Origin of the sequence: Devosia psychrophila, assembly GCF_000971275.1 — a bacterium.
Lineage (GTDB): Bacteria > Pseudomonadota > Alphaproteobacteria > Rhizobiales > Devosiaceae > Devosia > Devosia psychrophila.
In genome coordinates this window covers 15,329-29,263 of sequence record NZ_LAPV01000086.1, presented here as the reverse complement: position 1 = coordinate 29,263, position 13,935 = coordinate 15,329, and the positions used below count along the sequence as shown (strand labels likewise).

Sequence of the window (13,935 nt, the reverse complement as noted above, 5' to 3'; positions counted from 1 at the left end):
ATCCAATATCAGAATATGACGCTTATCCGATAAGTATGATTTTTGGACTTGCCACTATGGGCCCGGTTGCGCTTTATGCCTCCAATTCGCGCCATGCGCTGACGTTGAGGAGCCGCGCCATGAATCTGATCCAGTTTTTCGACACTAGAGGCGAGCGTGCTGTCGGCGCCGTGGACAACGACGTTACGCGCGTCGTGAATGGTGCCAGCAGCGTTTACGAGCTGGCCATGTCCGCTCTGACCCGCGCCGACGGACTTGGCGCCCTGATCGCCGAAATGGGCCTGGGCGACACCGTTGATCGCGACGCCATCCTGGCCGACGGCCGCATGCTGGCCCCCGTCGATCATCCCGATCCCGCCCATCTCTATGTGACCGGCACCGGCCTGACCCATCTCGGTTCCGCAGCCACCCGCGACGCAATGCACACCGCCAATAGCGGTCAGGCGGAAACCGGCCTCACCGACACCATGAAGATGTTCCGCATGGGCTTGGAAGGCGGCAAGCCTGCAGCGGGCCAGAAGGGCGTCCAGCCCGAGTGGTTCTACAAGGGCAATGGCTACTCGGTGATAAATCCGGGCCATCCGATCCCCTCGCCGAGCTTTGCGCTCGACGCCGGCGAGGAGCCCGAAATCGCCGGCATCTATCTGATCGACCACGAAGGCCAGCCCCGCCGCCTCGGCTTTGCCTTGGCCAACGAGTTTTCCGACCACGTCACCGAACGGGTCAATTATCTCTACCTGGCCCATTCCAAGCTGCGCGCCTGCGCCTTTGGCCCGGAACTTCGAATCGGCGACCTTCCGGCCCATATCGAGGGCAAGTCGCGCATCTGGCGCGATGGCAAGGTGCTGTGGGAAAAGGCGTTCCTCAGCGGCGAGGACAATATGAGCCACACCATCGCCAACCTCGAATATCACCACTTCAAATATGACCTGTTCCGCCGCCCCGGCGACGTGCATGTGCATATGTTCGGCACCGCGACGCTGAGCTTTGCGGACGGTATCAAGACCGAGGCCAACGACATCTTCGAAATCGAGGCGGCCCAGTTCGGCGCAGCCTTGCGCAACCCGGTCAGCAACGAGAGCGAGCAGCCGCTCAGCATTGGTAATCTCTATTGAGCTTGAAGCCGGGCAACTAACATGTCAGTTATCCCTCCGCTCTTGGGAGGGATAACATGGCTGCTCGCACCTTCGAAAAACGCCGCATCGGACGCACCGATCTGGAAGTGACGACGCTCGGCCTCGGCGGGGCTTCCCTCGCCGGCATTTTCACCGGCGTACCGCCCGAGCAGGCCCGCGCCACTGTCGCTCATGCGCTAGATGCCGGCATCAACTATGTCGACACCGCCCCCCAATACGGCCTCGGCCGCTCCGAACATATGGTCGGCGACGCCCTGCGCGAACGCCGCGCTGGGGTGGTGCTGTCTAGCAAGGTCGGCCGCCTGCTGAAGCCGGTCGATGCCGAAAAGCAAGACAAAGGCGCGTGGGTCGATCCCCTGCCCTTCAATCAGGTCTACGACTATTCCTACGACGGCGTGATGCGCTCGTTCGAGGATAGCCAGCAGCGGCTGGGCCTCAAGGACATCGACATTTTGTATGTGCATGACATCGGCGCAGCGACGCATGGCGTCGAGGGCAACAAGCCGCTTTGGGCGCAACTAGCTAGTGGCGGCTACAAGGCCTTGCGCGAGTTGCGCGATGCAGGCGTGGTCAAGGCGATCGGCCTCGGCGTCAACGAATGGCAGATCCTGATGGACGCCTTCGAGCTGGGCGATTGGGACGTCTTCCTGCTGGCCGGCCGCTATACCCTGCTCGAACAAACCTCGCTCACCCCGTTCATGACCACCTGCATTGAGCGCGGCACTTCGGTTGTGGTCGGCGGACCGTTCAACTCCGGTATTCTGGTTGGCGGCGACAAGTTCAACTACGAGAAAGCGCCTGACGAGATCGTCGCCAAGGTCCGCGCCATCGAGACAGTGTGCCGCGAGTTTGGCGTACCTCTCCCCGCCGCGGCGCTGCAATTCCCGCTCACCCACCCGGCCGTCTGCAACGTACTGCCCGGCCCGCGCTCACCGCAGGAGCTGGATGGCATTCTCGACTGGTGGGATGTCAAAATCCCCGGTGAACTGTGGACCGCTCTGGCCGACAGGGAACTGCTGGCGCCCGGCACGCCCATCCCCGGCGGCACGGCTTGACGGCATCAGTCCTCAGTTCAAATCCAGCGCGTAAGTCCTGATGATCTCAAGCGGAACATATCCCAGAACCGCCTGATTGGTGGCGCGCAGGAATACCCTCGGCGCCTTGCCTGCTTCATGCGCCTGCAACCAACGCTTGACGACGAGGCACCAGCGATCACCCGCCACGAGACCCGGAAAGGCGAATTGCGGCATGGCTGTCGACAGGTCATTGCCGACCGACTTGGAATAGGCAAGGAACGCGTCGCTCGCCTGTATGCACACCAGATGCACCGCCCCACTATCGGGCCCAGCGGCGCAATAGCCAGTGCGGAAAAAGCCGGTCAGCGGATCGCTGGAACAGGGCTGCAGCGCTTCGCCGAGCACGTTGTATTCACTCGGTCCCTCGAAGCGACCCTGCTCGTTCAATTGAAATCGCTCGGGTCGACCATCTGCAACACTTCCTTGACCTTGGTGTTAATCTGGTCGAGCGAATACGGCTTGGGCAAAAATTCGACGCTCTGGTCGTCCTCGATATCGCGGCGCACGCTTTCCTCGGCATAGCCGGAAACGAAAATCACCTTGAGATGCGGCATGGTTTGGCGCACGTGTTTGAGCAGGGTCGGCCCGTCCATTTCCGGCATCACGACGTCGGAAATCATCAGGTCGATCTTGAACTCGAGGTCTTCCAGAACCTCCAGCGCTTCCTCGCCGCCATCGGCCTCGAACACCTCATAGCCGGTGGCGCGCAGGGCCTGCGCCGAGAATGCGCGCACGCTTTCCTCGTCCTCGACCAGCAGGATGCGTTCGTGGCCGGTGAGGTCGCGGACCGGCGCGGCTATTGCCGTCTTGGCCGCCAGTTCACTGGCCACCTGCACATGCCGCGGCAGGAAAATCTTGAACGTCGTGCCGATGCCAAGCACCGACACCGGATAAATATAGCCCTCGGTCTGCTTCACGATGCCATACACCGTAGACAGGCCAAGGCCGGTGCCCTTGCCCAGTTCCTTGGTGGTGAAGAACGGCTCGAAGATCTTTTCCAGCACGTCCTGGCTCATGCCGGTGCCGGTGTCCTGCACGTCGATCAACACATAGTCGGCCGGCACCATGCCTTCGAAAGTCAGCCGCTCGGCTTCCGATCGTTCCACATTGCTGGTGCGTATGGTGATCGAACCGCCATTCGGCATGGCGTCGCGGGCGTTGACGACCAGGTTGATGATGACCTGTTCCAACTGCACAACGTCGGCGCGCACCGGCCAAATATTGCGGCCATGCTCGACGCTCAGAACATTCTTCTCGCCGATCATCCGCTTGAGCAGCACGGTCAGGTCATCGACGATCAACGGCAGCTCGAGCGTCTGTGGCCGCAGCGTCTGGCGGCGCGAGAAGGCCAGCAGCTGGCGGGTCAGCCCCGCGGCGCGATTGGCATTCTGCTTGATCTGCATCAGTTCGCTGAACGATGGATCCCCCGGCTTGTGCTTGAGCAGTAGCAGGTCGGAAAAGCCGATAATGGCGGTGAGAAGGTTGTTGAAGTCATGCGCTACGCCGCCGGCCAGCTGGCCCACGGCCTGCATCTTCTGGCTCTGGGCAAACTGCGCCTCAAGCTTGCGCTGGTCGGTCATGTCCAGCGCATAGACATTGACCTGTTCGGGAGAGCCGGCGCTGATTTCCGACGAGGACAGGTAAAGCCGCACGGCATGGTCGCCCTCGGCGCTGAGCAAGGCATCGACCGGCTCGACTTCGGACCGGTGCGCGACGGCGTCGGCGATGGCACGGGCAAACTTGTCGCGACTGCCCTCGCCGATCAGTTCGGCCAGCGGCTGCATTTCGAGGCTCTTCTGCTCGCCTGACCACTTGAAGATGCGCCCGAACGGAGCATTGGTGCGGATGATCCTCCCTTCCCCGTCGAGTGTGGCGATGGCGAACGGCGTGTCGTTGAAGAAGCGCGAGAACCGCACTTCGGCAGCGCGCAGCTCCTCCTCGGTATCGGGCGCATTGGATTTGTCGAGCACCAGCGTCCGGGTCTCTCCCAGTTCGCCATCGGCCAGTCGGGCCGCCCGATGCAGCAGCCGCACGGGGAAACTCGTGCCATTGCGGCGCACCAGGTCGATATCGATGATCTCGGTGCGAATTTCGCCATCGCCGCGTCCGCGCATCAACAGCGTGGCGCCATCACCGCGCACCAGGTCGGCTAGGCCGAGATGGCCGGCATTGAACTCGGCAAGGTCGTAGCCCAGCCAGTCGGTCAGCGTGGAATTCAAATACTGGATGCGGCCATGCGCGTCGGCGGAGAAGAAGCCGGCCGGCGAGTGATCGAGATAGTCTATGGCACGCTGCAGGTCGCGGAAGGCACTCTCGTTATTGTCCTTGTCGCGGGTGATGTCCTCGACGGACCAGATCACCAGCGGCTTGCTGGCCTCGTCCGACTCCGGCAACGGCCGCACCGAGACCCGATACCAGAATGCCTTGCTGGCATCGGCCACCGAGCCGCCCAACCCGCCGATGATGCGAATATCCTCCATCGCGGAGCGCCCGTCCTTGCCAGCGCGCGACAGGCGATAAATCGCCTCGCTGGCGTCGGACTGGCCCGCAAACAGCCGTGGCACGCCCACTGGCAGGCCCTTGGTCAGGGCACCGCTGAAGCTGCCATAATGGGCGTTCACATAGGATATCTTACCGTCGCGATCGGACACCACGGCGCCAAATGGCAGGCTGTCGACCACGGCATTGGAAATGGTCCGACGTTCTTCGCCGTTAGCGAAGCGGAACAGCCCGGCAGCCAGACCGAACAGGCAGAACACCCCGACGACGGCCAATATGCCGACAAAGGTCATGATGATATCGGGCGAAATGCGGTCGCCAAACAGCACGAACACCACGGCCAGCGTTACCAGCGTCAGCCCGAGCAGGACGACGCGCCACAGGCCGGCGCCGCCGCGCCCCGCGCTCATCAATGGATCGGGATAATTGTCCTCGCCAACCGGCCGTGTTGCCATGGATCCAGAATGCTCCGTAACCGGTCAATCGGCCCGAATCAGGCCCATGCCACAGGTCTAGCAAATGGCCACAGGCTACGGGAAGCGTAACTGGGATTTCAACACGACTGGACCCACTTGTGTGCCGCTGCAGACGCAGGTGACTAGCTGGACTTCCAGCCGGCGCCGCGCTTGAGGCGCATCACGAAGCCGATGACCTCGGCCACCGCCTTGAAATGCTCAGTGGGAACCACCCCGTTGATGTCAACGCTGGCAAACAGCGCACGCGCCAACGGCGGGTTCTCGACGATCGGCACGTCATGCTCTTTGGCCAGTTCACGGATACGAAATGCCACGGTATCGGCGCCCTTGGCAACCACCTGCGGGGCCTTCATGCCCTTGTCGTATTTCAACGCCACGGCAAAGTGGGTCGGGTTGGTGATGACCACCGTGGCGTCGGGCACCGCCTGCATCATGCGTTGGCGTGACTTTTCCTGGCGCAACTGGCGCAGCTTGCCCTTGATATGGGGGTCGCCCTCCTGCTGCTTGTACTCGTCGCGCGTCTCCTGCAGCGTCATCATCTGCTTTTTCCACCATTTCTGGCGGACGTAGAAATAGTCGGCCCCGGCAATGGCGGTGACAACAATCAGCACGGCCAGGAATATTTTGACGCCCATCTCCTGAAAATCGGCCAGGATGATCAGCGGGTCGGCCGTCATCATGGTGTCGAGCCGGTCGCGCTCCGGCCAAACCACCATCACGACCACCGCGCCGACGATGCTGATCTTGAGCAGACCCTTGCCAAAATTGACCAGCGACTCCATCGAAAACAGCCGCTTGGCGCCCGCCATCGGCGAAATCTTGGAGAGTTTTGGCGTAATCGGCTCGGTCGAAAGCAGCGGCTGATGCTGGATCAGGTTGGCGAGAATGGCGCAAATCGACAACACGACCAGCGGGATCATCACCGTGCCGACCAGCGTCAGCGCTAGATTGTTGAAAAACGCGCCAAATCCCGCGCCGCTCAGGTCGAAGCGATCGGCATTCTCGATCAGCACCTTGAGCGTAGTAGCGAGATGAGCCGCGGTACCCGGCGCCATCATGGCAAAGATCGCAGCCGATCCCAGCAGCATGAACCAGGTGACCACTTCCTGGCTCTTGGCGACATCACCCTTCTCGCGCGCGTCCTGCAGCTTCTTTTGAGAAGGGTCTTCTGTTTTTGAGTCGTTCTCGGGGGCTTCGTCGCTCATGGCTTATCCTCGCCACATCGCGAGATGATTCTCAAAAGCACTCAAATACCAGCCCATCATCGAGGTGAGCAGCAGCGCGAACAGGATCAGGCCGATCATGATGTTGGCCGGCATCAAAACGAAGAACACCTGCATCGCCGGCATCAACCGCGCCATGATGCCGGCACCGAGGTTGAACACCAGTCCAAACACGATGAACGGCGCCGACATCTGAATGCCGATGCTGAACGCGCCGGCAACGGTCTTGATGGCCAATTGCGCCGCGTCGTCGAACATCAGCGGCGCATCGAGCGGAAACACCATGTAGCTGTCATACGTGGCGGCCAGCGCGACATGATGCAGGTCGGTCGCAAAGATCAGCACCATGCCCAAAAAGCTCAGGAAGCTGCCGAAAACCGCGCCTTGCACACCGACTTGCGTCGGGTCCGCAGCCATGGCGCTGGATAGACCGGTCTGGAAGGCGATGATGGCGCCCGCCACCTGCGTCGCCATCACCGTGATGCGCGCAATGGCGCCAAGGATCAGGCCGATGGCCACCTCGTGAAAGATCAGGCCAATGATGTCGATGATGCTCTCAGGCATCACCGGCAGGCTTGCCGACAGCAGCGGATACACCACCAGTGTGAACGCCAGTGCAAAGCCCAGCCGCATCCGCGCTGGGATCATGTCTTCCCCCAAGGCCGGCATCAGCATCAAGATGGTGCCTATGCGGGAAAACAGCAGCAGATAGATAAACGCCGTATTGGGTAGCCAGTTGAGGCCGATCGTCACCGTCAGCCGCCCACGATGATCATGTCGACCACGCGGTTCATGAACCCGCCCATGGTGGCACCCAGAAATGGCAGGGTCAGCAGCATGGTGACGAAGATGGCAATGATTTTGGGCACGAACACCAGGGTCTGTTCCTGGATCTGCGTCAGCGCCTGGAACAGCGCGATGACGACGCCGACCACAAGGCCCACGATCATCATGGGCGCCGATACGATGATCAGCACCCAGATGCCGTCACTGGCAATATCGAGAACTTCGGCGCCGGTCATACTGGTCTCGCTGCGCACGAATCGCGCAGGGTTAAGATAATCCTAACGCAGCCGTTCGGCGATGGTACCCACACTCGGGATGTTGGTATTCGGCTTAGGCTGAGTCGAAAATGCCGGTTCGGGAGAACCGGAGCGGAGCGTACGTTAAAGTACGTGAGCACCGGAAGCGCAGCAAACTGGCATTTGCAGACCAGCCTCAGCCGAATTAGATGGGCATGCGCATGATTTCTTCGTAGGCGGAGATCACTCTGTCGCGGACAGTGACCATGCTCTCGATGGCGATTTCGGTCTCGCTCAGCGCGGTCACCATGTCCACGACATTGGCCTTGCCGTTGACCATATCGATTGCCATCGAGTCAGATGTCTTGCCGGCCTCGACCACGCCCTGCACCTGCTGGGCCAGGATATCGGCGAAGCTGCCGCCGCCGTTCGAGCCGGCCAGTGCCTGCAGGTCGGTATTGGGTTTTGCGGCCTGGTTGATCAACCGGCTGGCATTGCCATAGGCGGCCGTCGCGGCATTAAAGGGTGTGCTGATAGCCATTTATGGATTCCTGCTTCAGAGTCTTGTCGCGCTTTCGGACCGGAAAACCGACGTACACTTTTCCTGAAAACGCTTTGTTAGCCGCGCAAAATGTCGAGCGTGCGCCCGAGCATCTGGCGCGTTACGGTGACGACGTTGAGATTGGCCTCGTAGGTGCGCTGGGCCTCGCGCATGTCCATCGTCTCGATCAGCGGATTGACGTTCGGATATTGCACGTAGCCCGTCGCATCGGCCGCCGGGTGACCGGGCTCATAGCGGGAGCTGAAATCGCTCATGTCATAGGCGATGCTGCCCACTTCAACGACCTTGCCGCCCACCTCCGCGTCGAAAGCAGCCTGGAAAGTCGGGATGCGCCGACGATAAGGCTCTTCGCCCGGGGTCTTGCCGGCAGAGTCGGCATTGGCCAGGTTTTCCGCAATGACGCGCATCCGGGCCGTCTGGGCATGCAGGCCCGTAGCGGCGATCTTGAGCGAAGAACTGAAGTCCATGTGACGCTAACTCTCTGTCGCCTAAGATTGGCGGCCCATTGCGGTCTTGAGGATTTTGATCGATTTTTGGTAGAGGCTGGTCGCGGCCTGGTAGTCCATCGAGTTGGTCGTGACCTTCATCATCTCGTCTTCGAGCGACACGCCATTGCCTTCCGGCGTGATCTCGAAATTGGCCATCTGCTGCGCGCCAAAGGCACTGCTTTCGCCGCTCGAGACCGAGAAATGCGTCGGCTGGGTCGCCGTCGTGGTCACCGTCGCCGAGGAGAAGCCGCTGGCGCGACGGGCAAAATCATACTGCTCCAGGTCGCGGCCGCGATATCCGGGCGTCTCGGCGTTGGCCACGTTCTCGGCCAGCAGGCCTTGACGGCTCTGATGCCAACGCATCTTGTCCGTCAGTGCCGCAAACACTGGCATGTTCATCAGGCCCATCAGCCAACGTCCTCCGCTGAGTCTGCAAATTGCAACGCGATGGGCAATTCTTGCCGACCTATGGTTAATCAAGTGTTAACCGCAGCGCGTTACGGCATTGCACGTCTCGCATTCTGCACATTTATCGGGATGTGATAGGCAATATGTGCCGCCCGGATTCGGGCAGCACCTGTTTTGGAGACGACATGAGTTTCATCACCAGCCTCTTCGGTGGCACCGGCAATAGCGTTCTGACCGCAATCTTCGCCCTCGCAGCGGTTGTCGTAGCCATCCTGCTGGTCTTGTGGCTGCTCAAGCTGCTGTTCAAGGCTTCCGGCAATGTCGGCCGCGGCCGCAACCGGCGCCTCTCCGTTGTCGATAGCTTGCCGCTCGATCCGAAGCGCCAATTGCTGATCATCCGTCGCGACAATGTCGAGCATCTGATTCTCACTGGCGGCGCGCAGGACCTGGTCATTGAAACCGGCATTGCGGTAGAAGCAGTGCCAGCAGCCCAGCCGACCCGGCGCCCCGTTCCCATGGTGGCCGCCCGCAGGCCTGCTCCACCCGCCAAGCCAGTCGCACCGGCGGCGGCGGCCCAGCCCGCCGCCGAGCACGCAACAGCCATCGAGCAATTGCGCCAGCTTGGGCAGCCGACCAACAAGAAGGCCCATCTCTCCCTGCGCCATACCGGCCTGCTCCGCCCGGTCAGTGAAATGGATTTGGCGGTTTCCCCCGAAAACTCCGTGCCCCCCGTCTTGCCAGCCACCGACTCAGCTAAGGAGGACAATGCGCGGCGAGAGATAGAAGGCACCGACCTTGTCGATGACAATAGCGAGGCTAACCGGAAGTAGGGCCGTGCGGTCGTCGCTGCGGCGGCTCGTTCCCATTGCCGGCCTTGCGTCCGTGGTGCTGCTGGCGCTGATGCCCAGCCTTGCTTTCGGGCAGGACGTCTCGATCGACTTTGGCGACGACACCACGATCACGGAGCGTGCCGTCCAGATCATCGGGCTGATCACCCTACTGTCGCTGGCGCCATCAATCCTCGTGATGGTCACCAGCTTCACCCGCATCGTGGTCGTACTGTCGCTGCTGCGCACCGCCATCGGCCTGCAGACCGCACCACCAAATTCGGTGATGGTATCGCTGGCCCTGTTCCTGACCATCTTCGTCATGCAGCCGACGCTGCAGCAGTCCTATGACCAGGGTATTGCGCCTTTGCTGGCGGGCGATATCGAGATTACCGAAGCCTTCGAGCTAGGCGTCGCGCCGTTTCACGAATTTATGCGCGCCAATGTGCGCGAGCAGGATCTCACGCTGTTTTACGACCTGACCGAGGCGCCGGTCCCCGATGAGCCCGAGGCCATCCCGCTTCAGTTGCTTGTCCCGGCCTTCATGATCTCGGAACTGCGTCGCGCCTTCGAAATCGGCTTCCTGCTGTTTCTGCCCTTTGTGGTCATCGACATGGTCGTGGCCTCGGTACTGATGAGCATGGGCATGATGATGCTGCCACCAGTGGTGATTTCGCTGCCGTTCAAGCTGATCTTCTTCGTGTTGGTTGACGGTTGGTATCTCGTCGCCGGCTCGCTGGTCCGAAGTTTCGTCAGCGGCTAGCGATGCCCGCGTCTGGCTGGCTGGCGGTAAGCGGCGCCAGAGCGCCGTCAGCAGCATATGTGTCACGATACGATGCCAGGAACGCATTGATCCCGTCCACGCCCGCAACCTGGCTGGCCACGATCTTGAACTCGACGCTGGTGATCTCGGCCTGGCCGGTCACGAGGTCGAACATCGGCCACTCCGGCGTCGTCACCATCGCATCCCCATATTTGGAACGCAGGCGAGATGAGCCAAACTGGTCGCCGGCCAGAGCAAAGCCAACACCGGCCTTGATCAAGCCCATGCGAACCTGTTGTCCCAAAGGCCTGCCGCCGATCTGATCGGCATAAAGCGCCTCGAGCAATTCGCTGGCCTCGGCATAGCGCTTGGCTTTCCAGTGCGCGTCGATGCGCAACAGCGCGGCATCCGTGCCATTCAGATCACGCAGCAGGTCCAACGCCAGCTGATCGCGGCCGCCGTCGATCATCGCCCGCGCTTCGAGCACCCGGCGTTGCCGTTGCAGCGCATCCGGCAGGCCCGGCAATTGCGTCGCATTGAGCACCCGAATGGCGTCCTGCGGCTTGCGATCCGCCAGATAGATGATCGCCAGGTCGGCCGCGATCTGGGTCCGCGCTATGCCCTTGAGGCGATTGTCCAGCTGGTATTGCAGCAGTTCCGCCGCCTGCGGCAACAGGTCGACCCGCACCAGCCGACGGGCCAGGTTACGGATCATCTCATCGCCGCGCGCGCCGGGCGGGGTCAGTTGGCGGAAGTCATAATAGAGGCTCAGCGCATCGACCGGCCCCAGCGAGTCAGCCGCGCCATCGAGGAACAATTCGCCGAATTTGGCCTGCGCTTCATCGCGTAAAGCGTTGATCGGCGGGCTTTCTGGATAGGTGCTGACGGCCTGGCGAACCGTCTCGAAGCCGAGGCGATAGTTGCCCTCGCGGAAATAGAAGTCCGCCAGCATCGCCTGCATGTCCGCTTCCAGCGGATTGCCACGCCACAACAGCGACTCGGCCGACAGGGTCTCCGCCGCCTTGTTGAGGTCGAGCGTTCCCTGCTGGTTCAGCAGGCGCAAGGTGCGATAGATCGCCTCGGCGCGCGTTGGCCGGATATCGGCGGCAATCACCTGGCCATATGTATCGATAGCCTCCGACACCCGCCCCCTGCCCTCATCGATGCGGCCGGACATCAGGTGATAAAGACTCGCCTGCTCCAGGTCGAGGCTGGCAAATTCGATCTGTTCGAGGAACCGCTCGGCAATCCCAATATCGTCGCTTTCGACGCCAGCGCGCGCCGCCGCGAAATAGAACTTGTTGCGCACCCACTGCGGGTAGCTCTCGGCCACGCTGTTGGCTTCCACTGCATCTTCACGCGCGCCCTTGAAATCATAAGCATCGGCGCGGGCGATCGTCCGCCACAACAGGGCATCGACTTCCTGGCCCATCGAGTCGGCATTGAGAATGGCCAGCGCCTCTTCAGGGCGCGCCGCCAGCGTGTCGGCGATGGCGCGCGTCATGCGCATGCGCCGCGTTAGGTCTTCGGCCTTGAGGTCGGCCTCCAGCACGGACAGCACGCCCAGCGCCTCATGCGCAAACCGGTTGGCCACGTAATATTGCGCCAGGTCGAGACGCGCCAGATCACGATCCCGGCCTTCGTCAGCAGCGGCCTGAGCCTGCAGGTCTTCCAGATGCCGGTTAAGGACGCCATAGTCTTTTTCTTCCAGCGCCGTCAGATCGACGAAGCTGCTGCGCGGGGATTCGGTGACGCCATTGCTGATAGTGCGCGGCGTATCATGGGCCGACACGGTCAGGCCCTCCGGCGTCGATAGCACCGCCAGATCATTCTCGATGGCGACCGACAGTTCCGGGCTCTCCGGCTTGATCACCAGCCCATGCACGCTGCGCAGCGCCGAGAACTCGACATAGTCGAGCGTGCGCACCACGCCACGCGCCGGCGGATAGGCCGTAACCACCTTGAGCATGTCCCCGACCAGCGGATCGCGGAAATCATGGATACGCGCCGGCCGCTGCACATCGGCCACCACTTCGAAGGCGCCTTGGAGGTCCCGGCGGCGGCTGAGGTTAATGGGCTCGGTCGGCGTCAGCATGATGTCGCCCAGCGACAGCACCCAGGCCATGCCTTCTGAACCAAGCGTCGCGAGGCGATCCTGCGACAGCTCGATGCGCACCACCTGCGTATCGCCCGAGGCGATCACCGCAAATTCGCTGGTCAGCGCATCGAGGTCGGATGATTGGGCGGGCGCGGCAATGCCGGACACCGTGTCAAAGATCATCCAAACCGTATCGCCACGGCGGAACACGGCTGCCGGCGTGTCCTGCTCGAACGGAAAGATCACCCGGACGGTGGAGCCGAGCACACTGACGAAGGGCGTAACCGTCGGCGCCACGCCCGAGGGATACAGCATGTCCACTTTTGCCGAGTCAGGCCCGCTGTGTTGCAGTTCCGGCTCCTTGGCAACGCCATCGGCGAGGCTGGCAGCGGTAAAACTGGGCAGACCCTCACCGGCAATATCCACGTCCAGCACAAACTGGCGTGGCGAATTCTCATAGAAACGCGGCGTTACGCCCTCGGCCAGCACCAGCGTCACCAGCGTGCCATCGGGACTGACTACGTTCTCGACCGAGCCGATTTCGGGCGGCAGGTCCGCCGCCAAACTGCGCAGATCGACGCCGACAGGCCACTCGAAAGCGATATGGGCGGCCTCGCCCTCCTGCACATATTCGGCCATGGTCGGCACGGTCCAGTCAAACTGCACGCGCATGAAGGTCGGGTTGCGACCGACACGCACCGTCGCCGCTGGCTTCAGCTCCACCACATCGGCAGCCTTGCGATCGCGTTCCGCCTTGATGGCAGCGAGGCGCGCCCGTTCCGCCAGCTCGTCGATGATTTCCTGCGGCAGCGGCGGCGGCATGCCCTGCCAGTTGGTCGGCAACAGATCGACGAACAGCTTTTCGCCGGCTTCTATACGATTGAAATTGAACGAAGACTTCAGGCCTAGCCGCAAACCGCGACCGTCCGGATCGACGCGAGCCACCGAAAGATAGGGTGACATGGTGACGCCGACATCCGGCAGGATGATCGAAACTTTCTCATCAAACTCCAGCGACAGCACGCCGTTTTCGATACGCATTTGGTATTTTGGAAGATCGTCACGCCCGGGAAAGCTCAGGATAAGACGGCCGTAGCCCTCTTCCTGAGTGGCAAACAGCTGCCCCTGCTCTTGCGCCGCCACAGGCAAGGCAAGGCCCAGCATCACCAAGGTGACGCCGATCAGCGCGGCCCATGGGGCCCGCCGCATACCTGCCTTGAACGCGGTCCTCACCGGCTTCTGCCCGCCCGACGCACTCTGTTGCGAAGCGTGGCGAAGCTTTCGGCTTCGGGATCACACCCGCATGGGTTTACACGATACTCTCGTGCTGACCCTAGCGACCCCTGCTTAACGTCGC

At 61.8% G+C, this 13,935-nt stretch carries 13 protein-coding genes; 4 read left to right on the top strand and 9 right to left on the bottom strand.

Annotated elements, in window-relative coordinates:
• Positions 1-119 precede the first annotated feature (119 nt).
• Both araD1 and WH91_RS07560 read left to right on the top strand, forming a co-directional pair.
• Entirely contained in the window at positions 120-1,115 is a 996-nt protein-coding gene (araD1, locus tag WH91_RS07565; protein WP_082102060.1) for an AraD1 family protein, read from the top strand.
• Positions 1,116-1,171: 56 nt separating this feature from the next.
• The gene (locus WH91_RS07560; RefSeq protein WP_046170390.1) at positions 1,172-2,191 is read left to right on the top strand and encodes an aldo/keto reductase; all 1,020 of its coding nucleotides are present in this window, start codon (positions 1,172-1,174) and stop codon (positions 2,189-2,191) included.
• A gap of 12 nt (positions 2,192-2,203) precedes the next feature.
• Here the strand turns inward: WH91_RS07560 and WH91_RS07555 are convergent, their stop codons facing one another.
• From WH91_RS07555 to flgB, 8 genes are all read right to left on the bottom strand, one after another.
• Positions 2,204-2,599: a DUF2237 family protein gene (locus WH91_RS07555; RefSeq protein ID WP_046170389.1), complete on the bottom strand. Its 396-nt coding sequence runs from the start codon at positions 2,597-2,599 to the stop codon at positions 2,204-2,206.
• The gene (gene cckA / locus WH91_RS07550) at positions 2,596-5,166 is read right to left on the bottom strand and encodes a cell cycle histidine kinase CckA (RefSeq protein WP_046170388.1); all 2,571 of its coding nucleotides are present in this window, start codon (positions 5,164-5,166) and stop codon (positions 2,596-2,598) included. The genes WH91_RS07555 and cckA overlap by 4 nt, the downstream gene beginning before the upstream one ends.
• Positions 5,167-5,309: 143 nt before the next feature.
• A complete protein-coding gene (gene flhB / locus WH91_RS07545; RefSeq protein ID WP_046170387.1) occupies positions 5,310-6,392 on the bottom strand; it encodes a flagellar biosynthesis protein FlhB in 1,083 nt (360 codons plus the stop codon).
• Between the two features lie 3 nt (positions 6,393-6,395).
• Complete coding sequence (gene fliR, locus WH91_RS07540) at positions 6,396-7,163, bottom strand: flagellar biosynthetic protein FliR (protein ID WP_046170386.1); 768 nt, start codon at positions 7,161-7,163, stop codon at positions 6,396-6,398.
• 2 nt (positions 7,164-7,165) lie between these two features.
• Complete coding sequence (gene fliQ / locus WH91_RS07535; RefSeq protein ID WP_046170385.1) at positions 7,166-7,432, bottom strand: flagellar biosynthesis protein FliQ; 267 nt, start codon at positions 7,430-7,432, stop codon at positions 7,166-7,168.
• A 205-nt stretch (positions 7,433-7,637) separates the two neighbouring features.
• Positions 7,638-7,973, bottom strand: a complete 336-nt coding sequence (gene fliE / locus WH91_RS07530; protein WP_143078094.1) for a flagellar hook-basal body complex protein FliE — start codon at positions 7,971-7,973, stop codon at positions 7,638-7,640.
• Between the two features lie 77 nt (positions 7,974-8,050).
• The gene (gene flgC / locus WH91_RS07525; protein ID WP_046170384.1) at positions 8,051-8,461 is read right to left on the bottom strand and encodes a flagellar basal body rod protein FlgC; all 411 of its coding nucleotides are present in this window, start codon (positions 8,459-8,461) and stop codon (positions 8,051-8,053) included.
• Between the two features lie 21 nt (positions 8,462-8,482).
• Complete coding sequence (gene flgB, locus WH91_RS07520) at positions 8,483-8,890, bottom strand: flagellar basal body rod protein FlgB (RefSeq protein ID WP_046170383.1); 408 nt, start codon at positions 8,888-8,890, stop codon at positions 8,483-8,485.
• 185 nt (positions 8,891-9,075) lie between these two features.
• Between flgB and WH91_RS22550 the strand changes: the two genes are divergently transcribed.
• Positions 9,076-9,720 carry a flagellar biosynthetic protein FliO gene (locus tag WH91_RS22550; protein ID WP_052952666.1) on the top strand — a complete coding sequence of 215 codons (645 nt, stop codon included), beginning with the start codon at positions 9,076-9,078 and terminating at the stop codon, positions 9,718-9,720.
• A gap of 70 nt (positions 9,721-9,790) precedes the next feature.
• Positions 9,791-10,480: a flagellar type III secretion system pore protein FliP gene (gene fliP / locus WH91_RS07510; RefSeq protein ID WP_046170463.1), complete on the top strand. Its 690-nt coding sequence runs from the start codon at positions 9,791-9,793 to the stop codon at positions 10,478-10,480.
• On the opposite strand, the gene WH91_RS07505 is transcribed toward fliP, so the two are convergent.
• Complete coding sequence (locus tag WH91_RS07505; RefSeq protein WP_143078092.1) at positions 10,470-13,811, bottom strand: tetratricopeptide repeat protein; 3,342 nt, start codon at positions 13,809-13,811, stop codon at positions 10,470-10,472. The genes fliP and WH91_RS07505 overlap by 11 nt on opposite strands.
• Positions 13,812-13,935 lie beyond the last annotated feature (124 nt).

Excerpts from the sequence above, each read along its gene's own strand:
- araD1 (WP_082102060.1), top strand. The coding sequence starts at position 120 with ATGAATCTGATCCAGTTTTTCGACACTAGAGGCGAGCGTGCTGTCGGC.
- WH91_RS07560 (WP_046170390.1), top strand. The coding sequence starts at position 1,172 with ATGGCTGCTCGCACCTTCGAAAAACGCCGCATCGGACGCACCGATCTG.
- cckA (WP_046170388.1), bottom strand. The coding sequence starts at position 5,166 with ATGGCAACACGGCCGGTTGGCGAGGACAATTATCCCGATCCATTGATG.
- flhB (WP_046170387.1), bottom strand. The coding sequence starts at position 6,392 with ATGAGCGACGAAGCCCCCGAGAACGACTCAAAAACAGAAGACCCTTCT.
- fliQ (WP_046170385.1), bottom strand. The coding sequence starts at position 7,432 with ATGACCGGCGCCGAAGTTCTCGATATTGCCAGTGACGGCATCTGGGTG.
- fliE (WP_143078094.1), bottom strand. The coding sequence starts at position 7,973 with ATGGCTATCAGCACACCCTTTAATGCCGCGACGGCCGCCTATGGCAAT.
- flgC (WP_046170384.1), bottom strand. The coding sequence starts at position 8,461 with ATGGACTTCAGTTCTTCGCTCAAGATCGCCGCTACGGGCCTGCATGCC.
- flgB (WP_046170383.1), bottom strand. The coding sequence starts at position 8,890 with ATGGGCCTGATGAACATGCCAGTGTTTGCGGCACTGACGGACAAGATG.
- WH91_RS22550 (WP_052952666.1), top strand. The coding sequence starts at position 9,076 with ATGAGTTTCATCACCAGCCTCTTCGGTGGCACCGGCAATAGCGTTCTG.
- fliP (WP_046170463.1), top strand. The coding sequence starts at position 9,791 with ATGCCCAGCCTTGCTTTCGGGCAGGACGTCTCGATCGACTTTGGCGAC.